The sequence below is a fragment of the Mucilaginibacter sp. 22184 genome, from assembly GCF_052045695.1.
Classification (GTDB): Bacteria; Bacteroidota; Bacteroidia; order Sphingobacteriales; family Sphingobacteriaceae; genus Mucilaginibacter.
This window is the reverse complement of the sequence record NZ_JBQEPI010000005.1, coordinates 349,702-365,874: the sequence shown is the minus strand read 5'-3', so window position 1 is coordinate 365,874 and position 16,173 is coordinate 349,702. Positions and strand designations below refer to the sequence as shown.

General features: G+C 43.6%; 15 protein-coding genes. 10 read left to right on the top strand and 5 right to left on the bottom strand.

The features are described from left to right. Positions 1-171 precede the first annotated feature (171 nt). Positions 172-1,833 carry a L,D-transpeptidase family protein gene (locus ACTJKG_RS13515; RefSeq protein ID WP_440739511.1) on the bottom strand — a complete coding sequence of 554 codons (1,662 nt, stop codon included), beginning with the start codon at positions 1,831-1,833 and terminating at the stop codon, positions 172-174. 414 nt (positions 1,834-2,247) lie between these two features. Here ACTJKG_RS13515 and ACTJKG_RS13510 point away from each other — a divergent pair, with 414 nt between their 5' ends. The 3 genes from ACTJKG_RS13510 to ACTJKG_RS13500 all read left to right on the top strand — a co-directional run bounded on the left by ACTJKG_RS13510 (position 2,248) and on the right by ACTJKG_RS13500 (position 5,072). After that, the gene (locus tag ACTJKG_RS13510) at positions 2,248-2,895 is read left to right on the top strand and encodes a redoxin domain-containing protein (protein ID WP_172333607.1); all 648 of its coding nucleotides are present in this window, start codon (positions 2,248-2,250) and stop codon (positions 2,893-2,895) included. A gap of 25 nt (positions 2,896-2,920) precedes the next feature. Beyond that, positions 2,921-3,538 (top strand): beta-class carbonic anhydrase, encoded by a 618-nt coding sequence (locus tag ACTJKG_RS13505; protein ID WP_172333606.1) that lies wholly within the window; start codon positions 2,921-2,923, stop codon positions 3,536-3,538. A gap of 91 nt (positions 3,539-3,629) precedes the next feature. Next, entirely contained in the window at positions 3,630-5,072 is a 1,443-nt protein-coding gene (locus ACTJKG_RS13500) for a phytoene desaturase family protein (RefSeq protein ID WP_440739510.1), read from the top strand. A gap of 111 nt (positions 5,073-5,183) precedes the next feature. Here ACTJKG_RS13500 and ACTJKG_RS13495 read toward each other — a convergent pair whose 3' ends face one another. Continuing rightward, positions 5,184-6,734, bottom strand: coding sequence for an alpha-N-arabinofuranosidase (locus ACTJKG_RS13495; RefSeq protein WP_440739509.1), 1,551 nt, complete (start codon positions 6,732-6,734; stop codon positions 5,184-5,186). A 139-nt stretch (positions 6,735-6,873) separates the two neighbouring features. After that, a complete protein-coding gene (locus tag ACTJKG_RS13490; RefSeq protein WP_172333603.1) occupies positions 6,874-7,461 on the bottom strand; it encodes a TlpA family protein disulfide reductase in 588 nt (195 codons plus the stop codon). 107 nt (positions 7,462-7,568) lie between these two features. Between ACTJKG_RS13490 and ACTJKG_RS13485 the strand changes: the two genes are divergently transcribed. After that, positions 7,569-8,144 carry a sugar O-acetyltransferase gene (locus tag ACTJKG_RS13485; RefSeq protein WP_440739508.1) on the top strand — a complete coding sequence of 192 codons (576 nt, stop codon included), beginning with the start codon at positions 7,569-7,571 and terminating at the stop codon, positions 8,142-8,144. Positions 8,145-8,180: 36 nt separating this feature from the next. Here the strand turns inward: ACTJKG_RS13485 and ACTJKG_RS13480 are convergent, their stop codons facing one another. Together ACTJKG_RS13480 and ACTJKG_RS13475 are read right to left on the bottom strand one after the other, a co-directional pair. After that, the gene (locus tag ACTJKG_RS13480) at positions 8,181-8,591 is read right to left on the bottom strand and encodes a DUF6691 family protein (RefSeq protein WP_440739507.1); all 411 of its coding nucleotides are present in this window, start codon (positions 8,589-8,591) and stop codon (positions 8,181-8,183) included. A 1-nt stretch (position 8,592) separates the two neighbouring features. Next, the gene (locus tag ACTJKG_RS13475; RefSeq protein ID WP_253952148.1) at positions 8,593-9,252 is read right to left on the bottom strand and encodes a YeeE/YedE family protein; all 660 of its coding nucleotides are present in this window, start codon (positions 9,250-9,252) and stop codon (positions 8,593-8,595) included. A gap of 143 nt (positions 9,253-9,395) precedes the next feature. Here ACTJKG_RS13475 and ACTJKG_RS13470 point away from each other — a divergent pair, with 143 nt between their 5' ends. The 6 genes from ACTJKG_RS13470 to ACTJKG_RS13445 all read left to right on the top strand — a co-directional run bounded on the left by ACTJKG_RS13470 (position 9,396) and on the right by ACTJKG_RS13445 (position 15,797). Further along, positions 9,396-10,331 carry a hypothetical protein gene (locus tag ACTJKG_RS13470; protein ID WP_440739506.1) on the top strand — a complete coding sequence of 312 codons (936 nt, stop codon included), beginning with the start codon at positions 9,396-9,398 and terminating at the stop codon, positions 10,329-10,331. Positions 10,332-10,358: 27 nt separating this feature from the next. Beyond that, the gene (locus ACTJKG_RS13465) at positions 10,359-11,912 is read left to right on the top strand and encodes a phosphatase PAP2 family protein (RefSeq protein ID WP_440739505.1); all 1,554 of its coding nucleotides are present in this window, start codon (positions 10,359-10,361) and stop codon (positions 11,910-11,912) included. Between the two features lie 120 nt (positions 11,913-12,032). Further along, a complete protein-coding gene (locus ACTJKG_RS13460; protein ID WP_440739504.1) occupies positions 12,033-12,848 on the top strand; it encodes a hypothetical protein in 816 nt (271 codons plus the stop codon). Positions 12,849-12,948: 100 nt separating this feature from the next. Beyond that, positions 12,949-13,413, top strand: coding sequence for a RidA family protein (locus ACTJKG_RS13455; protein WP_172333599.1), 465 nt, complete (start codon positions 12,949-12,951; stop codon positions 13,411-13,413). Between the two features lie 196 nt (positions 13,414-13,609). Further along, positions 13,610-14,722: a D-TA family PLP-dependent enzyme gene (locus ACTJKG_RS13450; protein ID WP_440739503.1), complete on the top strand. Its 1,113-nt coding sequence runs from the start codon at positions 13,610-13,612 to the stop codon at positions 14,720-14,722. A 1-nt stretch (position 14,723) separates the two neighbouring features. Continuing rightward, on the top strand, positions 14,724-15,797 hold the full coding sequence (locus tag ACTJKG_RS13445; protein ID WP_440739502.1) for a dipeptidase: 1,074 nt from the start codon (positions 14,724-14,726) through the stop codon (positions 15,795-15,797). Positions 15,798-16,173: the final 376 nt, after the last annotated feature.

Here is a 16,173-nt window from a genome sequence, read left to right as displayed (position 1 = left end):
ATTTAATAAGGGACAATTAAATTTTAAGTATTGCCTACAAACCCAAGAAAAATATTTTGTTTTTTTAATTTATCAATATTATAAACCTTTAAATGATATAACGGCAAATTTTATTGTCAAAATGACAAATAAAAAGATCTATTTGCGATATAGAAAACAGGCCTGTAGTGTTTAATAACTACCTGTGCCGGATAAGACCATTGATGCCAGCTGTTCATCACGGTTGTATATATCCTTACGGAAATTAAGCTTGTTATTACGATCGGTAAAAGCAGTAAAATAGGCTATAAATACGGGTGTTTTATGTTTAAGTGTTATCTGTTGCTCCTTACCCAGGTGCATGGCCTTGTTGATGCGACTGGAAGTCCAGGTGGTATCGTATTTTAATAAAAATGAAGCCAATTTGGCTGGTTCGCCAACACGAATACAGCCGTGGCTGAAAGCCCTTGATGATTCGCCAAATAGCGATTTGGAAGGTGTATCATGCAAGTAAATGCTGTAACTATTTGGGAAAAGAAATTTAACCAAACCCAGAGAGTTTGCAGGGCCCGGCTTTTGTTTAATCACCGGTAAGCCATTTTCTTTCCCGGTGATGATCATATTGTGCTCGTTAACGTAGTTAGGGTTTCTTTTTATCTCGGGCAGTACCTCATTCCGGATAATACTTTCGGGCAGGTTCCAGTACGGACTAAAAACAATATACTGCATCTCTCCATAAAATATCACGGTTTGATGTACTTTTTGACCTACAACCACGTTGCAGCTCCATAATAAACTGTCGGCATGATAAACATGAAGTTTGAACTCGGGTATATTCACAGCCAGATAATCTGTATTCAGGCTTACTGGCAACCATCTGCAGCGCTCCATATTTACGATGATCTGCCGTATCCGGGTTTTCAAAGGAACGTTTAATTCGGCTATAGTACCAGCGCCTGCAATGCCATCCGCAGTAAGGCCATGCCTCAGCTGAAACTGCTTAAAGGCGTCTTTCAATTCATCATTGTAAACATTGCTTGTCGTATCTCCGCTAAAATCTTCCAGCTTGTAAAGTCGCTTTTTGATCTGGGCTATTACAGCGCTGGAGTCGCCGGGTTTTAACTTTTTTTCGATAATTATAGGTTGCCATTTATCCGTAGTATCCAGATGGCGATATTTGGCCAGGAAGTTTTTCAGCAGATCATATTGGCGATAAACAGGCTCAAATAAAGTTACGCCCGACTTCCCCGGCTTTTTTAGCAAACTATCCAGGTAATCGTTGTAAGACACTTTTTTGCGGGGCAGATACCAATTTACAGCACGCGTCACCGAGTCGCTCATGCCTTGAAAAGCCAGTTTCGAAAAGACGAAATATTGCGCGGTAAGCATCAGCTCGGTGGTGATATTTATTTTAGCCTTAACCTTGGTTGTTTTTGGGTGCGCGTCAAATACCAGCGAATCCAATGACTTTGGGTAGGGGATGGCCTTATATACACCCTCGTTTTGTAAATTGTTTAATCTATCAACAAGGTTGCCAGCTTGTTCTATTAATATACCTTTTTCATACCAGGCATAAGCAAACTTGCGCTTGTTATAAAACAGGTTAATATCCTTAGCATAGGGGGCAAAGGCGGGGTACTTTTTCAGGAAAATATTTATTTGTGTACTATCAAAAACAGACTGGGTTTGATCGCTAAAGCTTCCGGGGATGGTTTTATTCCATTCTTTTACGATCTTCTTTTTTATGGAATCAGCTTTTGATATCCTGTGTTTGGGATTTTGTTTACAGCTAAACAGAATAGAAATACCGGTGATTATAAGTAGAATATATTGTTTTAATGGTCTGTTTAGCATAGGGAATTATTTGTGTGAAAGATAGAAAACAAAAGGAGAAAAAATAATTTATAAAAATGTATACTAAATATATAGATATTATAGTATATTTGAACTTCAGAACATTCAAAATCATGTCGGGCAGTAAATTCATATTAAATACACACTTCGTTTTGCATCGTGCCGATGGCACAATGGTCATGTGTTGCTGTTGTTGAGCAACAGTTTCTGCCTCTCCCGCCTAATATCATATTTTACTGATCTCATTATTTAACATACATTTTATGAACGCTTACCTGGTAAATCAATTAAACAAGCCCGCAGTTGCCCGGCTATTAGCTGACTACCCTGTAGTTTACGGATTGTGCAGTTGTTGACGCTCAACTATTACCGTATCAATCAAATTCAATTCGTTTAATCTTACGCTATAAAAAAATGTTAACTACAAATAATAATACCAAATATCCATTTTTTGACCTGTCAGAGATCGTTGCCGATGCTGATCTTCCGTTTAAGCCATACCAGCCTTTGAAGCCTGTTAAAGCCGGCAATTATATACCAGATCTAAAATTCTATAGTACTTACAACCGCTGGCAACAGTTTTTTAACGGTGCCGAAGTGCACGGCCCTGTTTCATTAAGACATCTTTTAAATAAACCACTGGTAATTGCTTTTTACTCACATCACTGGCGCGATCATGGTTTTACCTTGCTTAAACAGCTTAACAATATCCATAATGAAATAAAGGCCAGCGGCGGAAATCTGTTGATCATCAGCGATGAACGCACCGAGGAATTGGAAAAAAGAGCCTGGGAGCACAGTTTTACCCTTAATTTTTATTACGACGAGCAAAAGGAACTGGCACAGGCATTCAGGGTATTCTCTGACGAAGATCCGGTTTGGAACAGGTTTTCAGGTATCGACGTAAATGCGCCGCTATTGGCTACTTACATTGTCGACCCATCCAAACAGATTGTATACAGCCATATTGATTTTGACTTCCTGGGTACATTTTCTGCCGATGATGTTATTGCTTCGGTTTATGAATCGGCATTGATCAACCACAGCAGAAAATCTGCCTGATCATCATCTTAAATAAAGAGATACCATGTCAAACGTAATTGATCCATTGCAAAAAATAAAGTCGAAAGTTCACCAACAGGTACTTTCGGCTAATCAGGAATATGTAAAACACTTTGGCGACAAAGGCGAATTAACCATACCACCAGCGCGGCAGTTTGCTATTTTAACCTGTATGGATGCCCGGCTTGATCCTGCCCAGTATGCAGGTTTGGCCGAAGGCGATGCCCATGTGATCCGTAATGCCGGTGGCAGGGCGAGTGATGATGCCATTCGTTCGCTGGTGATATCGCACAAACTGTTGGGTACCAAAGAATGGTTCGTGATCCATCATACCGATTGCGGTATGGCCTTGTTTACCGATGATATTATCCGCGATTTGCTGGCTAAAAGTTTGAAAACCGCCACTGTTGATGAACATGGATGGCGAAATACCGAAGAAAGCGGCGGATCAAACGAAGCGCGGCACATCGCTTTCCTTACTTTTAAAAATCTGGAGGCAAGTGTTGTAGAAGATGTGCAGCGCATCAGGCAGCATCCGCTGGTGGCCGGCAACATCCCGATTTACGGTTACATTTATGATGTACGTTCCGGTAAACTGATCGAGGTGCCCGAAGCTACCCACGCAGGCGAGGTATTGAATTGATCCTGAAAATGCAGCTGTGTTTTTAAAATCATTAAGGTAAAAAGCCTTTATTTAAATACCTTAGTGAGCTTTTAAACATCAGCCTTTATACATGAAGCCCGAAAAACGCGATTATGATGCCGTAATTGTAGGCTCCGGACCTAACGGTTTGGCGGCCTCCATTTTATTACAACAAAACGGTTTATCTGTATTATTGATAGAAGGTAAAAAGGAGATAGGAGGAGGGCTGCGTTCGGCTGAATTGACATTGCCGGGTTACCTTCATGATATATGTTCGGCTATACATCCCCTGGCAGCAGCGTCACCCTTTTTTGAAACATTACCACTGCAACAGCACGGGTTAGAATATATTTATCCAGAAATAGCGGCCGCGCACCCCTTTGATGATGGCACGGCCGCTATTTTAACCCAATCAATCGAACAAACCGCCAGCTTGTTAGGTGCCGATGAACAGGCATACCTCAAACTCATCAAACCCGTTGTACAAAACTGGCCGCTCATAGCACCCGATGCTTTAGGTCCGCTGCATTTTCCCAAGCACCCGTTGGCTATGGCCCAATTTGGCCTTGATGGCTTAACCTCTGCCAGCTTTTTAGAGAAACGTTTTAAAACCCAGGCCGCGAAAGGCTTATTTGCCGGGATGGCAGCACATGCCATACAGCCCTTAAGCAATTTAGCTACATCAGCCATTGGCCTGGTACTGATGGCGCAGGGGCATTTAAAAGGCTGGCCTGTACCAAAGGGCGGGTCAAAACAAATAGCTAATGCCTTAGCTTCTTATTTTATTTCGATAGGAGGGCAAATAGAAACCGACCGGTACATTGAGTCATTAAACCAGCTGCCATCTGCACACGCTGTATTGTTTGATATCACGCCCAAACAACTTCTGAAAATAGCAGGGCACCGGTTTTCATCCCTGTATAAATGGCAATTGGAGCGCTATCGTTACGGAATGGGCGTATTTAAGATAGATTGGGCTCTTAACGCGCCAATACCCTTTAAAGCCGAACAGGTTAAACAGGCCGGAACTGTACACATAGGCAATACATTTGAAGAGATAGCCATTGGCGAGGAACGTATTTGGAAAGGTGAACACCCCGAAAAACCGTTTGTGTTATTAGCACAGCAAAGCCAGTTTGATTCGTCACGTGCGCCAGAAGGTAAACAAACGGCCTGGGCTTATTGCCATGTACCCAATGGTTCGGAGAAAGACATGACAACTATTATTGAGCAACAGGTTGAGCGTTTTGCACCAGGTTTCAGGGATACTATATTAGCCAGACATACTTTTAATACTGTACAGATGGAACAGTATAACCCCAACTATATTGGGGGGGACATCAATGGCGGGGTTATCGATATTGGGCAGCTGTTTACCAGACCTGCATTGCGCTGGTCGCCTTATAAAACATCAGCCAAAGGGCTTTATATTTGCTCGTCATCCACACCACCGGGAGGCGGCGTACATGGCATGTGTGGTTATCATGCCGCTAAAAAAGCGTTGAGTGATATTTGGGGGATTAAGGTGAAGTAGCCTCAACAGAACAATTTGTCATCCTGAGCGTAGCGAAGGATCTGCTCTTCGATATGCCTATCTGTTAATAGATCCTTCGCTACGCTCAGGATGACACTGTGTAGACAAGTATTAATTCAACTCCAAAGTCACTATTGATTTAGCTGGTAATGTAACAACCAGTTTATCGCCATCCTTTTTCGCCCCGGTAAAATTACTCAGGTGTATTTTGTTGGGATCAGCGAAAGTGTTGATATTGGTTACATTGGCCGAAGTGAGTATCTGACCGCTTACTGCCGACCATTTGATATCCTGCAAACCCGTTGTAATGGTTATCGGGTGATGAATATCCAGGTTAACCAATGAGATATGTACCTTGCCCGCGGCATCCTGTGAAGCCGAAGCATTTACAGCCGCTATCTTTTTACCATCAACTTCATAATCGGGCACGTCTAATTTTATGGGCAGATATTTGGCATCCTGGTGAACTTTGTACATGTCAAATACATGATAGGTAGGGGTAAGCACCATTTTTTCTTTATCGGTTAAAATGAGCGATTGTAAAACATTAACAGTTTGCGCCAGCGCAGCCATTTTAACGCGATCGCTGTGATTATTAAAAATGTTTAGCGTGGTACCGGCTATCAGCGCATCGCGAAGGCTGTTTTGCTGATACAGGAAACCAGGGTTAGTGCCTGGTTCGGGATCTGTCCAAACGCCCCATTCGTCAACTATTAAGGCTACTTTCTTCTCCGGGTCGTATTTATCCATAATGGCCGAATGTTTGGTTACCAACTCCTCCATTTTAAGACAGTTTACCATGGTATTGAAATACTCGCTTTCGCTGAATGAGGTAGCTGAACCTTTTTTACCCCAGTTACCGGTTGGTATAGTGTAGTAGTGAAGCGACAGGCCGTAAAGCATATGCAGCGGGATGTTTTTCATGCATACTTCTGTCCAGTTATAATCATCGGCATTGGGGCCGCTGGCTATTTTTTTAAGCCTTGCGCCCGGATAATCCTTAGCAAAAGAGGCATAGCGTTTAAATTGGTTTACATAATACTCGGGTGTCATATTGCCACCGCAACCCCAGCTTTCATTACCCACACCCCAAAAAGTAACTTTATATGGTTCCGGGTGACCGTTTTTGGCTCTTTCCTTAACGACTGTGCTTGTACTGTTGGAATTTAAGTATTCAATCCATTTAGACATTTCTTCCACTGTGCCGCTGCCCACATTGCCTGCTACATAGGGCTCACACTTCAATAAACTGCAAAGTTCCAGGAATTCATGGGTACCAAAGCTGTTATCCTCGGTTACACCGCCCCAATTGGTGTTCACCATACGCGGGCGTTGTGCCGCCGGACCTATACCATCGCGCCAATGATATTCATCAGCAAAACAACCGCCGGGCCAGCGCAGATTCGGGATCTTTATTTTCTTTAATGCTTCAACAACATCAAGCCTGATACGATCCTGCTTTTTTACAGGAAGGCTCTTATCAACCCAAAAACCCCCATATATTCCATGACCAAGGTGCTCGGCAAATTGCCCGTAGATATTCTTATCAATGGTGGTTTTTGAATTATCACTAATGGTAATCGTTCCGGTTTGGCTAAAAGCTGTAGCCGAACCAAAACACAGTAAGCAAGTAAAGAGATGGGTAAGTGTTTTCTTTTTCATTGAATGAGGTTTTGATATTGGAATTGTAAAGAAAAGAAAAAAAATTAATAAGTGTTAAAATAACAACAATTAATTTAATTAAAATCATGTTTAATTGATAAGGCATATTTTGTGTTCAGAAAACAATTAATTGAAGTAGCTACTTATTGTTTAATAGGGTAGTGAAATAATCTGTAAATCCCGCGCTGTTGTAATTAGCAGTATTAGTATGTCTAAATACCAGTTCGCCTTTTTTATTAAATACCAGGGTAGTTGGGATTGTTCCGTCCATGATGTCTTCCGGTATATTACTGGCTAATGTATACACAGGTAAAACGTAATGATGTTTTTTCATAAACTCGTTGGCTTTTGTATAGTTGTTATCTACATCGGCCAGTATGAAAACCACATTGGGAGCATTTTTATACTGCTTATAGAACCCATTAAGGGTAGGCATTTCCGCGATACAAGGCGGACACCATGTGGCCCAAAAATTTACAAATATCACTTTACCTTTTAAATCGGCTGTATTTAAAATCCTTCCTGTGCTATCCCTGAAAGAGATATTAAAGGGGTCGGCTAAAGCTTTTTTCGATACCTGAACAGGGATGTCGGGCTTAAAAAAACCAATACCAATCAAACCTCGTATCAATAAAGCTTTCGCTGTTGGGTTTACCAGCATAATAACTATAATAGCCGCCGACAGCAGATAGGTAATATTACCAGCAGTTAATTTTTTCTTTTCCATTATTGGGTAAAGTCTTTGGTTAAAAATATAATTTCCCCGAGACTTCTATTACTAACTTTACTTCGATGAGAGGGGAAGGCAATTATAAGCTAAAAAAGTAACAAATAATGAATGACGATAACACCAGGATAATTTACAGAAGAACACCAGAGTCGGCGGCCATGGTGGCAAACGTAAAACAGGCGATGGAGATTACCACAAAACTTAACCGATTGACATTTAATGATGCTGATGAAATTCGAGCCCTATTCAGCGAGCTTATTGGCAAAGATGTGGATGAACGCTTTTCGCTGATCCCCCCATTCTATACCGCTGGTGGGAACGAGATCCGTATAGGGCGTAATGTCTTTATTAATCAGAACTGTACTTTCTATGATCTTGGCGGGCTCGACATAGGAGATGATGTGATGATTGGGCCGAATGTAAGTATTATTACCACTGGACATCCCCTTGATCCATCGCAACGTCGTTCCGTTACCATCGGAAAGCCTATTGTAATCGAAAGAAACGTTTGGATCGCCGCCAGTGCAATTATCATCGGTGGCGTAACAATAGGCAAAAACTCGGTTGTAGCCGCAGGTTCTGTAGTTACTAAGAATGTCCCACCGAATACCCTTGTAGGAGGAAATCCGGCGCGGGTTATTCGTTCAATTAGCGATGTACAGGATGCTGGTGGAAATTAAAACTGAAACAAATCATAGTTTATCATCGACAGTAAATCAGTGCGGAAGCTTGTCCCTGAGCAGGCCATAAACCCAGGTACCGGCTATGGCGCTCAGTAGCGTAACTATAATTACAAAGAAACCACTGCCTATCTGAGCAAACAGCGGACCCGGGCATGCTCCTGTTATAGCCCAGCCCAGCCCAAATATCAAGCCACCATAAACATTACCCCAGTGGAATTTTTTAACCGGGATAACGATAGGTTCTCCGGATATGGTTTTAGTCTGGAAACGTTTGATCAGTAAAACAGAAATAAGGCCCACAACAATGGCGCTGCCGATGATGCCGTACATATGAAAGGATTGCAGCCGGAACATTTCCTGTATCCTAAACCAGGATATCACTTCCGATTTAACCAGCACAATCCCAAAAAGCATTCCGATGATGAGATATTTAATGTTAGGCATATTACAAGCTAATAAGATAAGGCAAAATAAACCAGGTCATGACAAGGCCACCCGCCATGAAGCAGCATGTGGCTACAACAGATGGCCATTGTAAAGTTGAGATACCCATAATGGCGTGCCCCGATGTGCAACCGCCTGCATACCGGGTGCCAAAGCCCACCAGAAAGCCACCAATAACCATGAAAATGAATCCCCTTAGTGTGAGCAATTGATTAAAGTTAAATACATCATGCGGCAGGAGGCCGCTAAAATCGGTTATACCTTGCTGTTTAAGTAGGGTAGTGGTTTGTGGATTAATATTAACCGGATGATTACCCGATAAATATTGTGTGGCTATAAAACCACCCAGCACAATACCTGCAACAAAAAACAGGTTCCAGCTTTCCTTTTTCCATTCGTATTTAAAAAAGGGAATATTTGCGGGTAAACAAGCCGCGCAGATATGCCTCAATGAGGATGATATACCGAAGGCCTTATTGCCTGCCAATAAAAGAGCCGGAACCACAAGGCCAATCAATGGGCCAGCTACATACCAGGGCCAGGGTTGTTTTAAAATATCCATCATGATAATTATATTATTGTAAATATATTTATTGTGTCCATAATCCTGTAAACTAAATAGATCTGAGCCGCCGGTTGCCATGCCTATCTGGTTGATCATAGACTTAAAAGTATTTCATCTGCTTGTAAGCATAATTCAGTTATTGATTGTCTTTAGTATTGCCGATTGATTATAAAGAGGTTAGCAATATGCGTTAACCTCGTTGCCGATTGATTTGTTTACCTCACCCTAATTTGTAATATATGATAAAAACCTTACCTGAACTTTTCTGCAGATGCTGTTTAGTTATCTCATTTAGTCTTATTCTATCCCCATTTGCCAAAGCACAAACAGATGCTGATGCATTGATGATTCCCAAAGATTATTTCTGTGCCGCCGGTATGTATACTCACAGTAGCTGGGATCATTATTGGGAAGGCACTTTCAAGCGCGACAACCTTAACCTGGGCACTGTAAGCTCCAATACTTATAGCCTGGGTGGAAACTATGGTCTGTCAAATCGGATTAATTTATTGTTTATGGTGCCTTATGTAACTACCCATGCCACAGCAGGTACGCTAAGAGGCGAGCACAATTTTCAGGACCTGACAGCCTCAGTTAAATGGATGGCCCTAAAAGAGGAAATAGGCAAGGGCTTGTTCAGCTTTCATGCTATACTCTCCGGAACGATACCGCTAAGTAATTACCAGGCCGACTATTTACCCTTATCCATAGGGCTGCACAGTAAAAATGTGGCCCTACGTGGTTTACTGAACTATCAGGTAGGCCGCTTTTTTGTAGCTGGTGCGGGTCAATATATCCGCCGCAGCAATATTACTATCGACAGAAATTCGTACTACACAACCGAACTGCATTATACCAACGAGGTGCAAATGCCTAATCTGACCAATTTCCTGGTAAGCTCCGGCTACCGAAGTCTAAAATTTAATGCCGAAGCTGTATTGACCAAAATAACCACGCTTGGAGGTTTTGATATCCGTAAAAATGATATGCCTTTCCCCAGTAATAAAATGAACTCGACACTGGCTGGGGTAATATTAAAATACAGCCTGCAATCCGTTAGCGGACTGGAGTTTACCGCCGGTGGTAATTATGTTTTAAGCGGACGTAACGTTGGGCAAACCCGCACATTTTATGGAGGAGTTTATTACGTTTTTAGTACCAAAAAACAAAAATAAGCAGGTTAATACTTAAAGATGATCAATATGAAAAAAACATTACGCTATATAATCCCAGTCCTTGTTTCAGGTGTTGCTTTTTTGAGCTCATGTAAAAAGGATATTAATGATCGCACCGCAGCTTACCCAGCGCTGGCACCAACCAATATCGATTTGAATGCCGATACCTGGAAACCGGTGTTGGTAACCGATTTTAGTGTGTTGAATGTTGCCGCTCCGGATGCTTTAACTTCACCAGCTTATGTGGCCGATATTAACGAGATCAAAGCATTGCAGCGCAGCCTTAACGATGATCAAAAAGCGACCATCAAATACTGGAGCGCCGGCTCAGTGTTGCGGTGGAACGAGATCCTGCGCGATCTGGTAGCTAAACATAATGTGCCACCTTATCAAAACCCGGATGGTACCTACCCGGCGCCAAATTCGGCTAATCCTTTCAATTATCCGGAGTTTCCGTTCTCTAACCCACCATATGCGGCAAGGGCCTATGCCTACGTGAGTGCGAGCCAATACGATGCCCTAAGAGCTGCCTGGCATTTTAAAAACGTGTACAAACGTACCGCTCCATATAAAAACGACTCGGCTATAAAGCCACTGGTACCCACTTCCGATCTGCCATCATATCCAAGCGAAGATGCTGTTGTTGCCGGAACTACTGTGGAGATCATGAAGCTATTATTTCCTACAGAGATCGCTTATATACAACAAAAGGCCGATGAAGAAAAACTATACCGTATCATGGCCGGCGCCAATACCCGCGGCGAACTTAACGCGGGCGAAGCATTGGGTAAGCAGGTGGCTGCCATATTTGCTAACCGTGCACGTAACGACCGTGCTGGCAAAGCTATTGGCACACCTGATATCTGGAAAGGATTTGAAACAACGGCTACTGCCAAAGGCGAGCAGTTTTGGGTAAGCCTCGAAACCCCCAAAAGACCACCTATGCTGCCTTTGTTTTCAAAAGTTACTCCCTTTTTATTTGATTCGCTTACCGTGATTGCTTTAAGACCAGGTCCCCCTTATTTAACCAATTCACCTGAGTTTAAAAAAGAAACGGAAGAGGTATTATCCTTCAGTAAAGACCATTCACGTGCACATGAAGAGCAGGTGGCCTTTTGGGCTGATGGCGCGGGCACCTATACGCCTACAGGCCATTGGAACGCTATTGCTGCCGATGAATTTGTAAAGCAGAACTATAGTGAGATACGCTGGGCGCGCAACTTCGCCCTGCTGAACATGGCCGAAATGGATGCCGCTATTGTATGCTGGGATACCAAGTATTTTTATTTCAACCAGCGCCCGTCTCAAGCCAATCCAAACATTAAAACGCTGACCGGGATACCTAACTTTCCGGCATATACCTCGGGCCACTCCAATTTTAGCGCAGCGGCGGCGGCGGTATTGACCTATTTGCTGCCCGATAGAGGTAGCAAGTTTACTGATCTGGCTCATGATGCTGCCATGTCGCGGTTATACGGCGCCATACATTATCGCAGCGATTGTGAAGTGGGCCTGCAAACCGGAGCAAAAGTTGGTCAATACGCCGTGCTTAGAGGAAAAGCAGATGGAGCGGATAAATAGAGTATTGGGACCTTCTGACTATGAGACTAAAGGATTTTTGGATAAAGGATTAAAAAAAATGATCCATACAATTTCTTTTGTCCCAAAATCTCATAGTCTCATAATCTTTAATCAAAATAAATGTTACGTTTAACTACCGATCAAAAAATTTACTTCACACTAAGATTGGCCTGCGCCATGTGCTTTATAGGGCATGGTGCATTTGGTATTATCACCAAACCTATATGGTGCAACTATTTCGCGGTGGTAGGAATTGGTCATGATGCGGCGTACCACCTGATGCCGATTGTAGGCTCTGTAGATATTTTGTTGGGCATATCCATGCTCGTTTATCCTACACGTGCCGTTGCGGGTTGGCTGGTGATATGGGGCCTTGTTACCGCTACTATGCGTCCCTTATCCGGCGAACCATTTGCGGAGTTTATTGAACGTGCTGGTAATTTTGGTGCCCCGTTGGCATTATTAATCGTACAGGGTGGCATTAAAATGCCGTTAAAGCAATGGTTTGCCCGCATGAACGATCAGGTAGTTATTGAGTCACCGGTATTAAAAACAGTTGTAAACAGCTTAAGAGTTATCGCATTTTTATTGCTATTGGGGCATGGCTGGCTTAACCTGATACAAAAAGCCGGACTGCTGAAACAATACCAGTCACTGGGTTTTCATGATCCGGTCAAAACAGCGCTGATCGTTGGTGGTTTTGAAATATTGTCGGCTCTTTCTATACTCATCCGGCCATTTCAAAACCTGTTGCTGGTATTTATTATCTGGAAAATAGGCAGCGAATTATTTTACCCGCATTACGAATTGTTTGAATGGGTAGAACGCGGCGGTAGTTATGGTGTATTGCTGGCATTATGGTTCGCGGTAAAAAAGGCTCCCTCTGGTTTTCCAGCCTTTCCCCTGAGAAAGACCAATAATTTACAATGGAATTAAATTTAAACGGAATACCATACAGTTAATTAATCAAAGCCGAGGATAAGATCCCCGGCTTTTTTGTTGTTAATTATTGCTTAAACTTTATAATTTTACCGCTATGAACACTCCCGAAGAAAACTTCGCGGCGTTGGGTTTAAACCTGCCGCCCGCACCAAAGCCACTTGGCGTTTATAAACCATGTTTAGTTGATGGAAAATATCTTTACCTATCGGGCCACGGCCCGGTGCAGGACGATGCTTCCCTCATCATCGGTCGTATTGGCGATACCGTTTCGCAGGAAGATGGTAAGCTGGCCGCTCAGCAGGTTGGTTTAACCATGCTGGCTACCATTAAGGCCAACATTGGCAGTTTCAACAAAATTAAAAGAGTGATCAAGGTATTGGGTATGGTAAATTGTACCCCCGAGTTTGAAAAACACCCTTTTATTATCAATGGCGCCAGTGAGCTTTTTGCCAAAATATGGGGCGAAGAAAATGGCATAGGCGTACGCAGCGCAGTAGGCATGGGGTCGTTACCAGACAATATCCCGGTTGAGATCGAGGCCCTGTTTGAATTATTTTAGTGAATAGTGAGTGGTGAATAGTGAGTGGAAATCACAATAAAGATTCAGGTATTAAATAATTAATCGTGGTAATCCTTAAATCCCAAAAACGGCGAAGCCTTCTTGAACACCAATGAAAAATAGACAAAAGGTGAAAAATTAGGGTTCAGACAAAAAACTTACCATTCACTCCTCACCACTAACCAACTCTCCACCCATGACTCAAAACTGGTATACCATTGACGATATAGAAAAGCTGGATACCCCGGCTTTGGTAGTTTACCCGGAGAGGGTAAAGGCCAATATCGATCTGCTTAAAACCATGATCGATGATGCGGCCAGGTTACGTCCGCACGTAAAAACATACAAGAATAAAGAGGTTACCCAGTTGCTGCTCGAAGCCGGCATCCGCAAGTTCAAATGCGCTACCATTGCCGAGGCCGAATTATTGGCTATATGCAAAGCGCCCGATGTGTTGCTGGCCTATCAGCCGGTTGGGCCAAAGCTTTACCGTTTCATTAAGCTGGTGCATGCTTACCCGGCTACCAAATTCTCTTGCCTGGTTGATAATGCCGCTGCCGCGAGCGAAATATCGCAAGTAGCCGAAAAATACAAGCTGCGTGTAGATGTTTATCTCGATATTAACGTTGGTATGAACCGTACCGGTATCAAAGCCGGTTTTGAGGCGTTGCAATTATACATGGATTGTGCCGTATTACCGGGATTAAACCCTGTAGGCTTGCACGCTTATGATGGTCATATCCATGATGCCGATCTGGCTACCCGTGCCGAGCGTTGCAATACCAGCTTTGAGCCTGTTTTAAAATTGCAGGAAGATATCAAAAAGCGTGGTTATGCCGAACCTGTGATTGTAGCCGGTGGATCGCCTACCTTCCCCATTCACGCCAAAAGAGGAGTGGTAGAATGCAGTCCCGGTACTTTTGTTTATTGGGATAAAGGCTATCAGCTGGGCATGGCCGAACAAGGTTTTTTACCCGCTGCGCTGGTTATTTCCAGGGTAATATCCCTGCCGGGAGCCACCAAACTTTGCCTGGATGTTGGCCATAAATCTGTATCAGCCGAGAATGAATTAAGCAAACGGATCTATTTTTTAAATGCGCCCGAACTGGTACCTATAGGCCAAAGCGAAGAGCATTTGGTGGTAGAGGCAGGCGAAGGTCACACTTATCATATAGGTGATGTATTGTACGGTATACCGCATCATATATGCCCAACTGTTGCTTTATATGAGCGAGTATATACTATTGAAAATAATGCACTTAAAGGCGAATGGCTAAATGCTGCGCGCGACAGAAAAATAACTATCTGATATGTTTATAATTGATGCCCATTTAGACCTGAGCATGAACGCGCTTGAGTGGAACCGCGACCTTACCCGTCCGCTGGCCGAAGTTAATCAACGTGAACAAGGCCTCACTGATAAGCCTGATCGTGCCAAAGCTGTGGTTACCTTGCCCGAGCTGCGTAAAGGCAATATTGGCCTGGTAGTAGCTACGCAGATAGGGCGTTATGTAGCGCCAGACAACCCGTTGCCGGGCTGGCATTCGCCAGAGCAGGCATGGGCGCAAACCCAGGGCCAGGTAGCCTGGTACAAAGCCATGGAAGATGCCGGCGAAATGGTGCAGATAACCGATCTGCCATCGCTGGAGAAACACTTCGCGCTTTGGAACGATGGCCAATCGACAGCAAACAAACCCGTGGGTTATATTTTAAGTCTGGAAGGCGCCGATTCTTTCGTTACTGTACATCACCTGGAGCGTGCTTATAATTACGGATTACGTGCCGTAGGTCCTGCGCATTACGGCCCCGGTCGTTACGCTCAAGGAACCGATGCTACAGGCTATATGGGGCCGAAAGGACATGAGCTACTGAAAGAAATGGAACGCCTCAACGTTATCCTGGATGCCACCCATTTATGCGATGATAGTTTTTGGGAAGCCCTTGATCATTTTAACGGCCATGTTTGGGCCAGTCATAACAATTGCCGCGCGCTGGTGAACCACAATCGCCAGTACAGCGATGAGATGATCAAAGCCCTTATTGATCGTGGCGCGGTTATTGGTGCCGCGCTGGATGCCTGGATGATGGTACCCAACTGGGTGAGGGGACAGTCGACCCCTAAAGGTATGAACTGCAACCTGGAAGTAATGGTTGATCATATCGATCACATCTGCCAGATAGCCGGCAATGCGCTGCACATCGGCATGGGCTCCGACCTTGATGGTGCTTTCGGTCGCGAGCAATGCCCGTATGACCTGGAAACCATTGCCGATTTGCAAAAAGTACCCGCAATGCTCAAAAAACGTGGCTATACCGACCTGGATATCGAAAACATGATGCACGGCAACTGGCTGAGGTTTTTAAGGAAAGCCTGGGCTGAATAAAATAATAGAATTTGTCATCCTGAGCGCAGCGAAGGATCTGTTTGCCAATTTGCATATTGAATAATAGATGCTTCACTCCGTTCAGCATGACAAAAATTCTTTCCCCCTCTTTCCGGCGAAGCCGAAGAGAGGGGGAAAGAGCGAGGCAACGGGCGGGTGAGTCAAATTATCATCCTGATAACAGCATGGCTGTAAAGCCTCACCCCAGCCCTCTCCAAAGGAGAGGGAGTAAAATGTGCTATGTAAAGTTCTCTCCAAAGGAGAGGATTATTACATGAGAGCTTCGCCATTTAGGTGAGGCTTCCTCATCCTCGTGTAAAACAAACCATTCCATCCTATTATCTTTCCTTAATTAAGCCTAATTTGCAAACACTTG